Raw genomic sequence first — 16,701 nt, forward strand, 5'->3', positions numbered from 1 at the left:
AATCCAGCTCCTTCATGCAATCCTAAATCGAAGCTTATACAGGTAATGAAGCGAACGAGGGGGGAACTCGTATATGTCCTTATATATATTTTTGAAGAGTATCGTACAACGCTTATCACTGAAGTTCAAGTTATTCGTGCTGCTTATTCTGATTTCGATTATCCCCATATCCTTGGTTAGTTATAGTTCAGAGTTCTTTATGTTTCGCTCTAGCACGGAGTATTCGGCTTCGATTTCATCGCAGTATGTTGAATTCGTCTCCAAAGAGCTGTCTGATTATTTGCAAACCTTGAACGAGTCTTTCGATGGTCTCTTTATTAATGCAAGCTTCCATAACTTCCTTGATACCCCTGCCGACCAATTAACCGAGCAGGCCAATGAGATGATGCGTTTTCGGCCATTAGTCCGGAACTCACTGCAATTTCACCCCGAGGTGCTCGGTGTTCTATACGTCGACCTTATTGGGAAAGTATATTTCGATTCGTACCAGAAACAGTTGAACCCCGCATATTCGTTCGCAGCCGACCATCCCTACAAAGCTTCATTTGCAAGCAGCAAGCCGGAGCTCACTGCGCCGCATTTATTGCCTTATATTTTGTATAGCAAAGCGAATGTATTCTCTTACATCAGACCGATTCTGGATACGGACACAGGCCGAACAGAGGCCTTGTTCATCATAGAAATTCATGAAGAGAAAATCAAGAGCATGCTGAGCAGCAATCAGAAGGACAAGGAAGGGCAAGTCATTCTGTACCGCGAGCAAGACGATACGACTGTGTCCGAAACGCCATTAACAACTGGTCTGATGCAAGATTTTCAACAAGCTAGTCTCGAAGGATCCGGGGCGAGCAAGCAGCTTCTTTTCACATCCGGCGGGCGGGAATACCAGGCGATCTATGACGATCTGCCCGGCAGCAAGTGGAAGATCGTATGGATGGCTCCGCTTAGCAGCATTAACAAAGGGGTTCGGCAAACCTATCAGCTGACGCTTCTGATCGCTGCCCTTAGCCTGGTAATCGCCTTGATTATCGCCTTTCCTGTAATGAGCGGGATACTTAGGCCCTTGTACAGGCTGAAGAAAGGGATGCAAAGCTTAGGGCGCGGCGTCTACGTCCCGGTACCGATGAAGCACCACTATGATGAAATCGGATTCTTAATCCATAGCTACAATCAAACGCTCGACAAGCTTCAGTTCATGGAGCGCGAAGTGTATCAGGCCAACATGAAGGAGAAGGAACGCGAGCTGCTGCAGCTGCAGGCCCAGATCAATCCTCACTTTCTGTTCAATACGCTTGAGACAATCGAATCCTACGCGGTCAGGAACAATGGCGAGGCCGTCGGTGATATGGTGCAGTCCGTCTCCCGCATGATGCGATACACCATTCGCAGCGACGATGGATGGGCCACGCTGAAAGAGGAAATGGCGTACATCCGCAATTTCCTGAAGATCCATTACTATCGTAACGGCAAAGACGTTCACGCCCATTTCGAGATCGCTCCCGAGCTTCTCGATTTTCCGGTCATGAAGCTCAGCATTCAGCCCTATATCGAGAATGCGATCAAATATGGTTGGAGTCCGTATATGGGCACCGATGAGTTTCAGCTCACCGTCAAGGTTCGTGCCCAAGCGGACGCAATGACGATTGTGATATGCGATACGGGAACCGGGATATCCGCGGACGTGCTGGACAGGCTTAGGCAGTTGATTCAAGAAAAAGGGGCAACCAAAGATCCTTATTTCCGTAAGCATACCGGCATTTTCAACACGTTCCGCAGATTCATTCTGGTCTATGGGGAACAGGTTCGATTTCATGTCGAGAGCACGCCGGAGCGAGGCACCAAGTTTGAATTTCAAATTCCCTATGAACACCAAAACCGTGGTCCGGCTTAGGCGTTCCGCGTTCGCGGTACGGTTTGTTCTGGTTCAAGCGGAGATTCAGGGAGCGTAACAAGGCAACACGAGGTAGCCATAGGCTACCTCGTGTTTGATTACGCGTCCTGAACTGTCACTGCTGCGGCTCGACCGTTTTTACCCATCTGCCGCTGCTTGCGGATTCCAGGATCGCATCGGAAATTATATGGATGCGATAACCGTCTTGGAAGCTCGGAGAGACGACCGTATCGTTGACAATGGCGGATATGAAATCATGTGTTTCGATGATTTTCGTCTCACCATAACCAATTCCGAGAGCCGGAATCGGCCACAGCTCTGCACCGTTTGGATGGGCAGGACCGGTATAAATCGTACGGAATCCGCGTCTGTCGTCCGGGTCATCCGAGAAGCAGACCTGAAGCTCGTCACGCCGTTCGTAATTGAAAGCGATGGAACCTTTGTCGCCATGGATTTCGAAGGTCAGGAAGTTGTTTCGTCCCCAGGCATTGCGGGTCGCTTCGATGCTCCCGACAGCGCCGTTCTCGAATCGAAGCAGGGTGCTTATCTCATCGTCCACGTCGACGACCGCTTTTTGCACGTTACCGGATGACTTCACCGTACCCAGCTTATCCGCAGAGCCGGAGGATACCGGACGCTCTTTGATCCACGTGTTGGCCGTTCCCATCACTTCGGTAATTTCCCCGACCAAATAACGGGCGAAATCTATCACATGTGTGCCGATATCCCCAAGTGTGCCCGAACCGGCTACGTCCTTGCGGAAACGCCAGGACAGCGGCGAATCCGGATGCGCCGACCAGTCCTGCAAATAGGTGCCCCGGAAGTTCAAAATCTTGCCAATCGCACCTTCCTCAATATATTTCTTCGCAAGCGTGACGGCAGGCGTCCGTCGATAGTTAAACGCCACCATATGCTTCACGCCGGCTTCGTTTACGGCATCCAGCATCTGCTTTGCTTCTTCCGTCGTCCGGGCAAGCGGCTTTTCGGAGATAATATGCTTCCCTGCTTTGGCCGCGGCGATGGCGATTTCGGCATGCGTATGATTCGGCGTGACGATATCGATGATATCGATGCTTGGATCTTCGATCACCCTTCTCCAATCGGAGGAGTACGAATCGAAGCCGTAGCGGGCAGCCGCCTCTCTAGCCAGCTCCTCATTGATATCGACTACCGTTTTGCGGAACGGAATGGCAGGCGCGGGCCAGAAAAACATCGGCATTCCCGCATAAGCCAGCGAATGCGCCTTCCCCATGAAACCTCCGCCAATCATCCCTACGTTTAATGTGCGCATTGTATTCTCTCCTTCACTGATACGATTAATGGATCAATACCGAGACTAGTTCTTTTACAACAGTTGACGAATTACTTTGCCATATCTTGAATCGCTGCAGGTGCATCCGAATGGTAAACGGTTTTCCAGGATGCCAGAACGTTCTCCTTATTTACCTGCAACGACGGCACCGCTACGTACGCCGGCGCTTCTTTTCCCAACAAGGAATACGCCGCTAGAATCGCTTCCGCAACACCTTGATCGTATGGCAGCTGGGCGCCAAGTCCTTTGATCATGCCGCCCTTGGCAATGTCCAATGCCACGTTCGTGCCAAGGTCGATCGTCGAAATCGCCAGATCGTTTCGGCCAGCGGATCGTGCGGCAGCGAGCGCGCCTTCGGCCGGTACATCCCACACAACGAACATGCCATTCATCTTCGGATGCTTCGTCAGCAGTGCCGCAGCGACTTTCTCGCCGTCGTTGGGACCCACGATTCCGCCTCTGTCTACGATTTTGATGTTGGGATACTCGTCTTTGATCGTTTTCTCGAACGCCTCGGTTCTTTGCTTCGTGACGAAGAAGTCCGCATCATGGTAGATCACGCCGACCTCACCTTCCTCGCCGATCGCTTTCGCCAGAATGTGTGCGGCTTCTACGCCATTGCCGTAGTTATCGGCAGAGACCACGCTGATGTAATCTTTGCCGGCTTGAAGTCCACTTGCCTTGTTGTCCATGAACACGAGCTTTACGCCTTCATCGGCGGCTTTCTTGAAAACGCTTGCCGTCGAGACCGCATCGACCGGAATACTGACCAGGATGTGCGGCTTTTTGGCGAGTATCGTTTCAATGTTGGCCACCTGCGTTTCTGCTTTGAAGTTCGCATCTGTCGTGGCAACGATTTCGATATTCATCTTGGCGAACGTATCCCTTAGACCATTCAACTGCGCCTTGGACCAGTCGTTACCAGCATAATGCATCGAGATAGCTGCCGTGTAGTTACCGGACTTTATCTTTTTCAGCTCTTCTTCCGTCAATTGCAGCGTTTTGGCGGAAACGGCACTCTCACCGTCCGGCCCTTTGCTTAGAATTTCTTTATCCGGCAGGGCTTGATTAATTGTGAGCGGTCCGCTGGCTTCCGCAGATGATGCCCCGTCAGTTGCTGTCGTGTTACTTGCCGCACCGTTAGCTTCGGAAGCTGCATTCGAAGCGCCGCTGGTGCTTCCGTTGTTCGTACCGCAGCCTGCCAGAGCCAAGCTGCAAACAAGCATAAATGCTACCATTACAGAATTACATTTTCTCATGGCCAATTCCCCCACTTTGATGATGAATGCCAAATCAATTCAAGCCTTCGGTCTTCGATACTCCGCCGCATTCATAGATCGGACGCCGTTAAAGTGACTCAACCCTCCTCTGCAAGTTCAAATAATTTCGGACCCCTGCTTGTCTTTGCTGACAACTGAAACTGTAAGCGTGTCCATTAAAAGTATAGAAGGTTCAAGCCGGGAAAACTGCAGAATAATTTAACATAAAGTGAGAATTTTTTAGCCTTCACGACTTTGGGTTTTAAACGTGTATACATTTAATTATCCATCTCATCTTTATTATCATCACCGAAGGAAAGCTCCTTTGGTTTTAATAAAAAACAAGGAGCAGCTGATGCCGCCCCTTGTTCATTAGATTGAATTTACCTATTAGTTTAGTGAACGTTATTTTTAAAAACGAAATTTAGCTCTCCATATTATTATTAAAATTGCTGCTGCGAATGCAAAAAAAAGTAATATCAATATATGCTTATCTATGTATTAGGATTTAAATATTCGTTGATGGTGAGTACATGAATAAATTTCCGAATCATCTACATGACCTTTTCCGAATCCAGATCGTCTATATCATTAGCAAAGCCTTCAAAATCTTTATTTACTTTAGCTGATATGACATTCTTATTCAAACCGAATCATTTTTGAATAAGAAACTCGATCCTCTAGGGCAGTTCGTAAAGATGATCTGTACAACCTAATTCAACAGCCCCAAGAACCAAATTAGAAACAGCTTTTAACGAAAAACTAACATTGCTTTTAACGCATAAAAGGCCGGAATCACCTTAATGTGACTACCAGCCTTTATGACTCAAGAAGTAAAATTCGTATGATCTATTCTCGTATGCACCTGTATGTCAAATTTCACTAACGGATAGTACTCCTTCCAATTATCCTTCATTTTACGCCAATATTTTGGCTGCTTACGATGAATCATTTCTCCTATCCCAAGCATATCAACCTTATTTTTCTTGGAAAATAGGATAAACCGATCGATCTCTTTGGTAATGCTTTCATTTAGCGCTCTCTCCCAAACGGCTACCTCTTCCGAATCGATCTTCGTATCTGTGCATTGTTGACTAGTTAAATTCAGATCCGCATAAATTTCTATTTTGACAATTGCTTTGAGCTGCTGATCCACATTAGGATGTATGGCGCTGCGGTTATTAATGTTTTCAAATGTCAGCATCTCCCTTTTTCGCCCGCACCCTATCGTTTCGGAAGAACCGTTCATCTGGCCTGAAGCACGAAGGAAACCTTTTGTTTCCTGTACATGCAAGAAACCGACGAGATGATCGCCTTTAAAAGCAAAAAGTCCCTTCGTTTGTAACAATTGAAGTTTTTTATCAACCTGGTCACTAACAATCTCTATCGACGGAATGCTTATGTCTTTGTACTGGTTAATTAATTCTTGATAGACATCAATGAAAGTAGTTTTATGGGTTAAGGCCGTCGTGTTCCCTCCCTCGGATAAACCCTTTAGTGCTTGAGAAGAAATGGATACGTTCGGCATAGATACTTTTAACGCTTCAAAAGCAGTACCTTCCTTTACGTATACTAAAGTTGAATTCCGAAATTGTCTTAACCGTCGGATATCCTCTAACATCTTATCAATTCCGCTTCTGGCAAGGTCCGCACTAAATATAATGGCCGACGTGTGGCCCCAAAGCAGCGTTCGGTCCGATTTCGATCTCATGAGACGGGCAGCCTCGAATAAGCTTCTACCCTCCGTGGATAGAAAGAACGTTCGCTCCTGCATCCCCTTCGGCTGTTGTCCGCCAGTCGTCAGCCTCGCAATTTCAGCCGTTAATCTAACCGCTCCGTTCTCCCCTTTGTCAATGGCAATGGAATGTACGATATGGAGCTCGTTAAGCTCCATACTGCCCTTGCAGCCCGTATTAATAAAACAAACAACAATTACCGCGACAGCTAACCATTTTCTTGCTTTCATCTTTGCTTACCCGAGAATCGCCTGTTTTGAATCGAACGAAACAATCCGGGCCGTTTATTGTTCATTGAATGCGGCCTACGAACGATAATGTCCGTTAATTCTTCGAACTTAAATGGTGAAGCAGGTCCCAAATAAGGAATGCCGAAAGAGCGAAGCGAAGCGAGGTACGTCAAGAGCATAATAATCCCAACCATCACTCCGACATATCCTAGCAAAGAAGCAAGCAGCGTCATTCCGAACTGAAGCATACGAATGACATAGTTAATAGCGGTAGGAGGCAGCGTAAACGTGCAAATTCCGGTTAGAGCAGCGACGATAACCATAATGGGGGATACGATTCCAGCTGCTACGGCAGCTTGCCCCAATATGAGGGCGCCTACGATGCTGACAGCTTGTCCGACCTGTTTCGGCATGCGGATGCCCGCTTCGCGCATAATTTCGAAAGCAATCATCATCATGAAGCTTTCCACCACCGCCGGAAAAGGAACAGGCTCTTTCGCCGATGCTATGCTCTGCAGTAACGTCGTCGGTACCAGCTCATGGTGAAACGTAACCGTAGCTACGTAAAAAGCAGGAAGCAGCATGCCGATCATTGCGCTGAAAAATCGAATTAGGCGCATCACAGAGCCGATATAGTAGTTCCAGGCGTAGTCCTCGCTCACTTGGAATGCTTGCAAAAAAACAAACGGCAGAAGCATTACAAAAGGCGTTCCTTGCACAATGACCGCAATTCTGCCATCAAGCAATGCGCCGATAACTCGATCAGGCCTCTCTGTCGATTCAATTAACGGAAATAAGGTCCCGCGGTTATCGGTGATCCACTCCTCCACGTAATTGCCTTCCAGTATCGTATCCGCTGGAATTTCACTGATTCTTAAGTGGACTTCCTTTAAAATTTCCGGATTCGTTATTCCTCCAACTGACAGAATGATGAGGTTTGTTTTACTCAAGTGACCTACCTTGCGGTATTCAACCTTTAAGATGGGTGACGGAAAATGATAACGGACCAAAGCTAGATTATTGGTCAAGGACTCCGTAAATCCGCTTCTTGGACCTTTCACTACCGCTTCAGTTACCGGTTCATCCACGCTTCGCAGTTGGATTCCGAGCGTATTGATGGATATCGCATATTCTTTTTCATCAAAAAGTAGTACCGATAGGCCAGCCGCAAGAGAGTCTGCGGCATCCTCGATGGTGTAGACCTTCTCGTCCATTCGGAAAGAAGTCAGCAGGTTTTCATCTTCTTTATATCGAATCAACATAAGATCAAGCTTCCTCGTATCAGTCATTTCATTTAGATAACATACCGTAGCAGACTGACCCTGGCTAAAGGTGGAATGAACCATAACCAGATCATCCGTCGCTTGCATGTATTCCTTTAGCAATCGTTTGTTATCGCAAACGTTGCTCGTGAGCTTTGTTTTGTTATTACTGTTGTTGCCCACAGCATTCACCTGCTTTTTTTTTCATATTCTCTTTGATCAAAGCAATAAACAGCAGCAAGGCTGGAATGAATAGCTGAAACATAACAAAATACCAAGACTGGCTGTCATAAAAGGCAGATAGCTCGATTAATCCCCATACTTTGAACTTGGAGACGATAACAAAACCAATGGCCAACGGAATAATGAACATGTGAGGCTTGCGGAGCCGCAGCAATTGTGAAAGACCTTGGTGCGCGGACCAGAAGTATACCGTTATTTTGATAAACGAGCTCATCACCCAAACAACAACGAGCGCGGCATCAAACCGTTCTATGTTGTTGAACAGCTTTATATTTTGAATGAGACTAATGCTCGGGTAAGTAAAGGTTGCCATCGTCTTGCCGCCAAACAGCATCGTGCACGATAAGATCGACATCAAAAGCAGCAGCAATGTAATGCCCACGGCACTCATGGCATAAGCAGTCGTGTGCTTCGTCTTACGAACATGCTGCAGGACCATTGATATAAACATCAAATCACCAAACCAGGACATGGAAAGCAAAAGCCCCCTGAGCGGCTGAGCCAGACCGTTTTCCAGTATTGGAAGCAAATATTCGGGGTGATATTGGTTGATCAGCAGCAAGTAGATCAACAAGAAGGTGGTTACCGTAACAAAGAATATTATTTCCGAAACACGCGCAAACACTTCAAGGCCATGATAAGCCGCATACGCACACATGATAGCACCGGCAGACAAATACCAGATCTGCGGAATGAGCGGATTTAATACGATAATAAAAAACTGGGAAAACTCGCGTAAAACCCAAGACGTTACGTCAATAAAATAGCAGATAAATAAAAAGGCCATAACGCTTCCGATCCAAGAACCGAGCAGATGCGTACAAATAGAAATGATATTTTTATTCGGGTAAAGTTGATTGAGCTTCAAAAAAACGAACAAATTTATGAGACCCATTATTCCTCCAGCCACTGCCAAGTACCAAGAGTTTCGTTCCGCATATTCGGCAAATGTTGCAGGGGCGTAAAGACTCGAGGTTCCGATCGTTGAAATGACGATTAGGGTCATCATTTGAAAGTTGCTTATTGTCGTGATACGACGTTCCATATTGAACCTCCCTTACCGATTGATTCATTATGCGCTGTAATTGGTAATTTATTCGTGGCATAATTGGGATGCGCATAAGGAATAATAGCTCAGAGGTGAGATATTATTATGAAAGCTTATATCATCGTATCTACTTTTTCAGCCGTCTGGATTGTTATGGTGTATATGTTTTTATCTGACTACTATTGGTACCAAAGGATTGCTGCTGGAACATGGGGATTTATACTTGTGAATGCCATTACGCTGATTCCCGTACTGCTATGTTTTTTTATTGCTGATCGGCTTCAGCCTGTCGAGAAATCGGTAGATTCGCAATAAATTGACTTTATGCGTTCTTCGTTATCAAGTAAATTTATCTGCACCTCTCTCTTTATTTGAATGCTTTCAGTAAATGCCAATGAAGATATTAAGAAGTATTCGGGTTCGGGCAGTTCTCCATAGGAATTCTGGTGTATTAAAATAAAAAAAGCTGTGATAATCCCACACTTATTTGGGGTTATCGCAGCTTAATCAGTTTCTTATACCTTGGAAAAAACCTCTTTATATCTGTTAACAAAGACATTCGAATCAAGTTATACACCATACCGAATATTGTTAACCCTTGTATTTGTCAATGAAAAGTTTTGAAAGACTCGTTCTCCACCTTTTCCTATTGGCGCTTGCGCTACAAGTCCCACCTTGATTGTCTTATCGACTGGCAAGCTAAAGAATCGCATCATATCAAACTTAACCCCATCCAACGAATAATGGAATGAAAATGAGTTATCAACTCTTGCAACCTGTAACCATACATGATTTCCGTTAATGTTACACCCGTTAGCGTCATCCGAATTATGATTTGTGACAACACTTACTACAGCGTGTGTACCAAAATCTGTCTGTTCGAAGCATGCTTTAGCCCACACCTGAAGATCTTGCATAACCATAATGGTCGCCGCATCGTAAGTATCCCTGAAATCATGAGAAACCTGAACACGCATCACAAAATCGCCAGTAACTTCTGTGTAATAAAATGGTGCATTACAAAGATTTTCCGGTGTAATTCCTGTTTCGGAAACGGCTCCATTATTGCAGAAGAAATCACTTTCTGCAGGGGCTTCAATAATCAGTTTGTCATTTTCATAGGTTGCCTTGCTTTCATTAATCCACTTAAAATTGTTAAATATTGAATTTCCCATTTGAGATTCTCCTTTGTTTAGATAAAGTATGATGCAAATTACTAGTTTAAAGTAACTGATTGCTTAAATACATAGTACCATTTTAAGCTGAAACAACGATATATTAACCTAGATTCATCGAGGCAGGAAGTCCCAACTGATATCTGTGTTGATTGTAAGAGATTGTAATAATGAAAATAGCGGTCTATCTCTCTTTTTAATTATTTCAAACTTTTACATTTTTATCAATAAAAATGATCATTTATATGGCCGATAATAGACTCCTAAGGGGCATTATAGTCATACATATTAAATTCAATCTTGAGCACCGTTTCCTTCATAATTGTTATCTCCCTAATCCGTTACCCACTTTTGGTTAATCTTATCTACTTTAAACTCACGTTGAAGCAGGTATTCCGCAACGTGTGCACCTACAGTGCTTCATAACAATAATTTTGATATGTTTTTATAATATTCAGATTTTAAGGAGGAAATTGGCTTATTAATTGCTCTTCTCAAGCAGAGTGGTTACTTCCGCTTCACGATTAAGTTCAATTTTCTGCCTCCGATGATGGAAAAAGTAATAAATGATAAGTGTAAATAACATGATTAGTCCACCGATCAGGTACATCATGTGATAGCTTGTCATTGCTGCAAGAATACCGAGCAAATAGGATCCTATTCCATATCCTGAGTCAAAAAACACTAAAAACGTACTCATAGCAACTCCCCTGCGATGACTAGGTGATGCTTTAACCGCAATGGTCATAAAGGTAGGAAAAATAGCACCATATCCGATTCCAATAATTCCTGCTGCAATAAGAAATACAGATGCCGAATAAGCTTGGCTTAACCAGATCATCCCGAAAATGAATAAGAGCATTCCTGAATAAGCAAGGATATGCTCTCCTTTTCGATCGAATAATCGCCCGGTAAAAGGTCGAGTTAGGAGGATCATTAATGCCAAAACCACAAAGAAATAGCTTGCAATACTCTCCAGCCCAAGCGTTTTGGCATAAACTGAGATAAATGTAGATAAGGCACCATAAGAAAACGCAAGTAAAAAACCAACTATGGAAATAGGCATCGCCAGCGTCTCAAAGTAACGGCGAAACCCTTTAACAAATACCATTGAGGTTGCATTCACGTGACTTGGGAACCTTGTAATAACCCCGCATAATAAGGAAAGCAGTGAAAAAACAGCAACCGCAATAAACATAACACTATAGTTAATTTGCGTTGTTATCCATAAGCCTATAAATGGCCCAATTACCATTGCGAGACTCATAAACAAACTAAAATACCCAACTCCTTCTCCTTTCCGATGTTCAGGGATAATGTCCAAAACAATGGTTGAAGTGGATGTAGTCACCATCCCAAAAGCAAAACCATGAATAACACGCAATACGAGCAGGGTCGAATAGTTGTCAATCCATGTGTACGACAAACTACATATCGTAGAAATAATTAAAGTAATAATTAAAATTTTTCGCTTACTTATCTCGTTTAGCCATTTTCCGGTTAAAGGTCTTGAAATGACCGCAGAAATAACAAAAAAAGTGATAACAAGTCCGATACCTTCCTTACTCCCATTCAGCTCATCGAGTACAAATTGCGGTAAGGTAACGGCTAACATATAAAAGGTCAAGAAGATAAAAAAATGACTTAAACAAATCGTTACAAAATCCCGACTCCATAATCTGCCCACTCTGACCCCTTCTTTCTTTAAAATAAAACAATTCACCTCCCACACTTTGCAGTGTTTCATAATACAATGATAATCAAGCAACTGCCAAGGCAAAAGCTAGGTCCAGTTTGTGTTTATTTTGTTCTTGTATATTTGAATAATAAAACAACAGTTTTATATGCACTGAGCGATCCCATTCGATTGTTAATCGTTTCGAACTTCTACAAAGGATGTGTACTGGCATGTGAGGACTTCGATCCCCCTTTGTGATATCCACGATGTCCAACACTCAATGCATTCCTTTGGATACTCAAAATGTGATAGTACTGTTTGCACTTTTAAAGAATGGCTTACGGTTGATTCAGCACGCTATCTTTTCATGCCAGGTCAAAATTTTTGGACAGATTTAATTAAATAGTCCAAGTTTTCTTATTTGTTCTTGAAGAAGCTCGGTAAATTTTAGAACTGTTTGCCCCCTATATTTTTCCTTGTGATAAATTAGTCCAACTTGCCGACTAAATGGGGCTTCCTCAATACTCAATGTTCTTATTCCATGCCTATTCCACTGCTTAATCAAGGTTTCTGAAAGGATGGAGCCCCCTACTCCTGCTTCAATAAGGCTGATAATTGATTCAATAGAATCGGTTTCGATGGCAGGTCGTAAATGAATATTCCTGAGGCTGCAGATGGCATCAATCTGCTGCCGACACTGATAATTCTCCGGAAACAAAACAAGAGAGATGTCCTTAAGATCCTCTAAGCTTACTTGGGTTCTCTCCGCTAGGGGATGTTCAGCATTGACTACTAAATAAAGCATATCGTTGTATAGGGGCTGAGAATCGATTCGTTCATCATGGACAGGAGTAATAGTAAGCGCAAGGTCGATCTCGTTATGAAGCAAGCGTTCCGCAACATTATCCGCGGTAATGATTCTAACCTGCACTTCTGAATAGGCATCATGAAAATCCGGCAGTAGCCGGCAAACAAGCGAATTTAATTCGCCTGGCAAAACCCCCACGGATAAACGCCCTCGTTTGATTTCTTGCAGTTCCTGAATTTCTTCCCGTACGCTTTCAAGGCTGTGAAATACGGTTTGGCAATGTTTTAGCAAAATAAATCCTGCCTCAGTAATGGCTATCTTCTTTCCTATCCGATCGAATAAAGGTAAACCCAATTCGTCCTCAAGTGCTTTTATCTGGTGGCTAAGTGTAGGCTGCGTGACACCTAACTTCTCGGATGCTCTTGTAAAATGCAGCTCGTGACAAATTTCCATGAAATATTCCAATTGCCGGATTTCCATCCTGTACCCCCAATTTCCTGAACTCTTTATAGAATCATATTTTAATCAACGATTTAGAGTCATAGTCAGATTGCATTATAGATAATTTTAGATAAACAAAACAATCCCCGACTGCTGTCCGACGGGGATTATTAAGAGAGCAGCCTTTAAAGAATCACTTTCGCTAAAAAAAATTACTCATGCCATGGCGAATGAAGTACACAATCGCAAAAGTCGATTCGTTTGAATCCGGGGAGCAACCGGGCACATACATCTGCCTTGATATTGCCAAAGGTCGTTTCCGGTTTATGAGCAAACCCCTCAAGAAATGCCGGTAAAATTTTGTTCTTAAATCCATCACGCGGATAAGCCGATGTTACTTGGTTTCGCATCTCTTCGGTAAGTGCATCAAAGTTTTCTCCCATCACATCATAGCCAACGCCAGAGTAAATCAAGGCGACTTCCGATTCTTTATACTGGGCCACTCCAATGGTTGTATGCAAGGCGATGGCATCCCATACAAGCCGTGCAGATTCTTCCGGTACCCCATAACTTCGTAAAAAGTTACGTGCTGCATTAGCTCCGTCCACCTCAAAACGTTTATCTGGACTGCTGTAGCGCTTGGTAAGTCCTAGGTCGTGGAACAAAGCGCTGATATACAGCAGCTCTGAATCATACTTAACATTATTTCTTTTTCCCATCAGTGCACCAAATAGATACACCCGGTGGGAATGATTCCATAATAAGTCGTTTCCATACTCTCGAAGTATCTCTGCGGCTGCATTAGCCAGCGAGCTGTCTGGTATTTGAATATCTGCAACAAAATTTGACATGAACAGATCCTCCTTATAAGTTTGTTTAATTAGGGGTGTTTATGAAGTTAATTGTATGTTTTCAATAATCATTGATCAATATTATTGTTTCTATCATTATCATAGATTTAACGCATGATTTTATCCATAAATAGTTGGGAATCGTCATACTTTCAACCCAGACGAGACAACAGGAAGATGGCGGCTATCAGTAGACTATAATGATTTCTTTGAGATAAAAAAAGATCCACATCCACTTGAAGTGCACTTGATATGTATAGATGTTTACACAAAGCAGTCGCCCCAAGCTATGAACCCGCTTGAGGCGACTGGATTTTATTTGTTTGAATATGGTTGGAACCGTCAAGCTAACAAAATCGGTCAATTCACGGTCAACCTGATCCAGAACAAACACTTTCACTGTATAGGGCGAATTATTTAGCAGTATACAATCCATATATCCATACTGCTTATTCGCCTTTTTCCATTCCAATTGGCATCATCATACCATTATCCATCCCCATCATTGTAACGCTGCTCGATTCTTCTTCTCCGTCTGCCAAATAAACCTCAGTTCCAAATGCTGGCTCAGAATAAGGGAGGTTTGTGTTTCCGCGGACGAGAATTTGACGATAATTCCCTGAATGACCTTCGAATCCGTCATGGTCCCATGGAACCCAAGAACGTGCATTGCAATAATGGCAAACGAATGAGCGTCGGTAGCGATCCTGAGTACGATTCGGATAGGAGCGATGAAGTAGATGCGAATGGAAAAATAAAACATCTCCAGGACTTAGCCGAACGGGTATGGCTGGAGGATAGTTTGCGACAACCTTAGAAAGCGTATTCACATTATCGTCCAAATGGCTCACATTCTGCACACCATTCAAATCCTCGAATGCATCCACCGCGTGCACATTTCCTCCTCCAACACCATCGGGAGGATATATGGGTTCGTGGTTCGAACCGGGTACAACCCATAAGCAGCCATTTTCTTCATCTGCTTCCTCTAAAGCGATCCACGCTCCGATTAACGTATCCGGATGCGTCTTAATATAGCATGCATCCTGATGCCAGCCTTGACCGCCTTTTCCAGGAGGATTTAAGAAAAGCATGGACTGAAGAGCGTATACATCCGGCCCGACCAACGCCTCTGTAACATCGACTATTCGAGGGTTAAGCATGCCCCTCTCCGCAGCTCCGCTGAAACGAGACATCATGTGAATTCGTGTCGCCTTTGCAAATTCCTCTTTGAGAGGGTCCTTGCTATCACGATCTGCCTGATTATCCAGCTGAAGGCTATTAAGCCTTGATTGCTCTGCTAATTCATATAGCTCGTCGATGTCTTCTTTTGACAATAAGTTTCTGACAATTAAGTAGCCTTCTCTGTGATAGTGGGAATAATCCTTCACGCTTACTAAATAGCGGTTATCCCTCGCACGTGATTTAGGTATATAAAACTTCCCCATAACCAGTTCACTCCCTCGATTTATATGCCTACCCCCTAATTTTAGCGTGATGAGGCAGCACTCTCCATAGTCTAAAACCGGCAAATGATGTGTTTATTTGACCAAGGAATTCACCAAAATATTTCGATTTAATGGATAAGGCGTGTACGGGTCCAATACGGAAACCGTATGGCGAAATAAGGGATCCTGGCACCTTTTTATGTAATCCGATGCCGTTATTCCACGAACTTTTTTATACATTTTTGAGAAATGGTGTTCATCACCGAAGCCTACCGAATAGGCAATCTGTTTCACTGTGCCGGTGCCCCTCATCATCAATATCTCAGCACGCCGAAACCGTAATTCGAGCAGCATCCGTTTGGGGGACATGCCCGTGGTAGCGACAAACATTCGTGTGAAGTATTCATGTGACCAGCCCGATATCGCTGCGATTTCTTCAATCTTTACGGAATCGGTCAAATGCTCTTCCATATAGTTAATCGCGTGTTGAATAGGAACAGGCAAGGGAATCGCTTCCCCTTCCGCAACTTGTGAGGAAAAGGACGATAGTTCTTCTAGAGAGGCGGAAATCAAAACGGCAAGCCTTCTCCGCCAATACGCAGGCTGGTGATTCGCAATCCAAAGTATTTTCTCCATTAAGCCAGTTACGAGCATATGGCGCCCTGCCAGGAACATATGCCCCTCTCGGAGCAAGGACACGAATCGTTCGTCCGCTTTCCGCAGTGAGGCATAATCAAAATGCACAAACAAATGCCGTACGTTTTTTTCCGGCGCGAACCGGTAGGTATGCCATTCACCTGGGCGTGTGAATATGAAGCATGGCTCATTAAGAACAAATAGGCTTCCGCCTATCTCATATTCCGTTTGGGTACCATCGGGAAAGTAGACTAATTCGAAATCATCAATTTGCCTGGGCCCCAGCACAAACCCAGCTTGGATGACAAAGTCTCCTGCGTTATGGACTAAGGGCAAGTGAAAGGTCTCTTGCTCATGTTCACTCATATTCATCAACTCCCTCTATATCCAATATGTGCAGTCAAAGGAATTATTTTATTTGTCCCTTCGCTTGAAGATATCATATTTCCCCTCCGAACAGTATGTATGAAAAAACGAAACCATATTTTTCCCTCTATTCAACTTCATCTTCATAAAAAAATGGACATCTTCGTTCCTAAGAAACGGATGCCCACATGTATTATGTAACAATATATAAAAATACTAAGAATTATAGGTTCGACAACGTAGGAGAAATACGGGGCTCGCTGGCATCGCTATACGATAAGGAAACGGATGGAGGTCTCTTAGGTCTCAACCCGTTT

13 protein-coding genes are annotated in these 16,701 nt (G+C 44.0%); 2 read left to right on the forward strand and 11 right to left on the reverse strand.

Annotated features, from left to right (window positions below; genetic code table 11):
* Positions 1-73: 73 nt before the first annotated feature.
* Positions 74-1,891: a cache domain-containing sensor histidine kinase gene (locus tag AC0VYE_RS20245; protein WP_475442730.1), complete on the forward strand. Its 1,818-nt coding sequence runs from the start codon at positions 74-76 to the stop codon at positions 1,889-1,891.
* 115 nt (positions 1,892-2,006) lie between these two features.
* Here AC0VYE_RS20245 and AC0VYE_RS20250 read toward each other — a convergent pair whose 3' ends face one another.
* The 5 genes from AC0VYE_RS20250 to AC0VYE_RS20270 form a co-directional block, all read right to left on the reverse strand.
* Positions 2,007-3,182 carry a levoglucosan dehydrogenase gene (locus AC0VYE_RS20250; protein ID WP_475442731.1) on the reverse strand — a complete coding sequence of 392 codons (1,176 nt, stop codon included), beginning with the start codon at positions 3,180-3,182 and terminating at the stop codon, positions 2,007-2,009.
* A 71-nt stretch (positions 3,183-3,253) separates the two neighbouring features.
* Positions 3,254-4,462, reverse strand: a complete 1,209-nt coding sequence (locus tag AC0VYE_RS20255; protein WP_475442732.1) for a substrate-binding domain-containing protein — start codon at positions 4,460-4,462, stop codon at positions 3,254-3,256.
* 826 nt (positions 4,463-5,288) lie between these two features.
* Complete coding sequence (locus AC0VYE_RS20260) at positions 5,289-6,428, reverse strand: Ger(x)C family spore germination protein (protein WP_475442733.1); 1,140 nt, start codon at positions 6,426-6,428, stop codon at positions 5,289-5,291.
* On the reverse strand, positions 6,425-7,873 hold the full coding sequence (locus AC0VYE_RS20265; RefSeq protein ID WP_475442734.1) for a spore germination protein: 1,449 nt from the start codon (positions 7,871-7,873) through the stop codon (positions 6,425-6,427). The genes AC0VYE_RS20260 and AC0VYE_RS20265 overlap by 4 nt, the downstream gene beginning before the upstream one ends.
* A complete protein-coding gene (locus AC0VYE_RS20270) occupies positions 7,857-8,978 on the reverse strand; it encodes a GerAB/ArcD/ProY family transporter (RefSeq protein ID WP_475442735.1) in 1,122 nt (373 codons plus the stop codon). The genes AC0VYE_RS20265 and AC0VYE_RS20270 overlap by 17 nt, the downstream gene beginning before the upstream one ends.
* Positions 8,979-9,086: 108 nt before the next feature.
* On the opposite strand from AC0VYE_RS20270, the gene AC0VYE_RS20275 reads away from it, so the two are divergent.
* Positions 9,087-9,296 (forward strand): hypothetical protein, encoded by a 210-nt coding sequence (locus AC0VYE_RS20275; RefSeq protein ID WP_076265468.1) that lies wholly within the window; start codon positions 9,087-9,089, stop codon positions 9,294-9,296.
* A 254-nt stretch (positions 9,297-9,550) separates the two neighbouring features.
* Here the strand turns inward: AC0VYE_RS20275 and AC0VYE_RS20280 are convergent, their stop codons facing one another.
* The 6 genes from AC0VYE_RS20280 to AC0VYE_RS20305 all read right to left on the reverse strand — a co-directional run bounded on the left by AC0VYE_RS20280 (position 9,551) and on the right by AC0VYE_RS20305 (position 16,384).
* Positions 9,551-10,156, reverse strand: a complete 606-nt coding sequence (locus tag AC0VYE_RS20280; protein ID WP_475442736.1) for a DUF1349 domain-containing protein — start codon at positions 10,154-10,156, stop codon at positions 9,551-9,553.
* Between the two features lie 481 nt (positions 10,157-10,637).
* Positions 10,638-11,936 carry an MFS transporter gene (locus tag AC0VYE_RS20285; RefSeq protein WP_475442737.1) on the reverse strand — a complete coding sequence of 433 codons (1,299 nt, stop codon included), beginning with the start codon at positions 11,934-11,936 and terminating at the stop codon, positions 10,638-10,640.
* A 292-nt stretch (positions 11,937-12,228) separates the two neighbouring features.
* Complete coding sequence (locus AC0VYE_RS20290; protein WP_475442738.1) at positions 12,229-13,122, reverse strand: LysR family transcriptional regulator; 894 nt, start codon at positions 13,120-13,122, stop codon at positions 12,229-12,231.
* 173 nt (positions 13,123-13,295) lie between these two features.
* Positions 13,296-13,934 (reverse strand): HD domain-containing protein, encoded by a 639-nt coding sequence (locus AC0VYE_RS20295; protein WP_475442739.1) that lies wholly within the window; start codon positions 13,932-13,934, stop codon positions 13,296-13,298.
* 449 nt (positions 13,935-14,383) lie between these two features.
* Positions 14,384-15,382, reverse strand: a complete 999-nt coding sequence (locus tag AC0VYE_RS20300) for a phytanoyl-CoA dioxygenase family protein (RefSeq protein WP_475442740.1) — start codon at positions 15,380-15,382, stop codon at positions 14,384-14,386.
* Positions 15,383-15,475: 93 nt separating this feature from the next.
* Positions 15,476-16,384 (reverse strand): AraC family transcriptional regulator, encoded by a 909-nt coding sequence (locus AC0VYE_RS20305; protein ID WP_076265462.1) that lies wholly within the window; start codon positions 16,382-16,384, stop codon positions 15,476-15,478.
* Between the last annotated feature and the right edge of the window lie 317 nt (positions 16,385-16,701).

Source organism: Pristimantibacillus sp. Z349TD_6, from assembly GCF_056173205.1.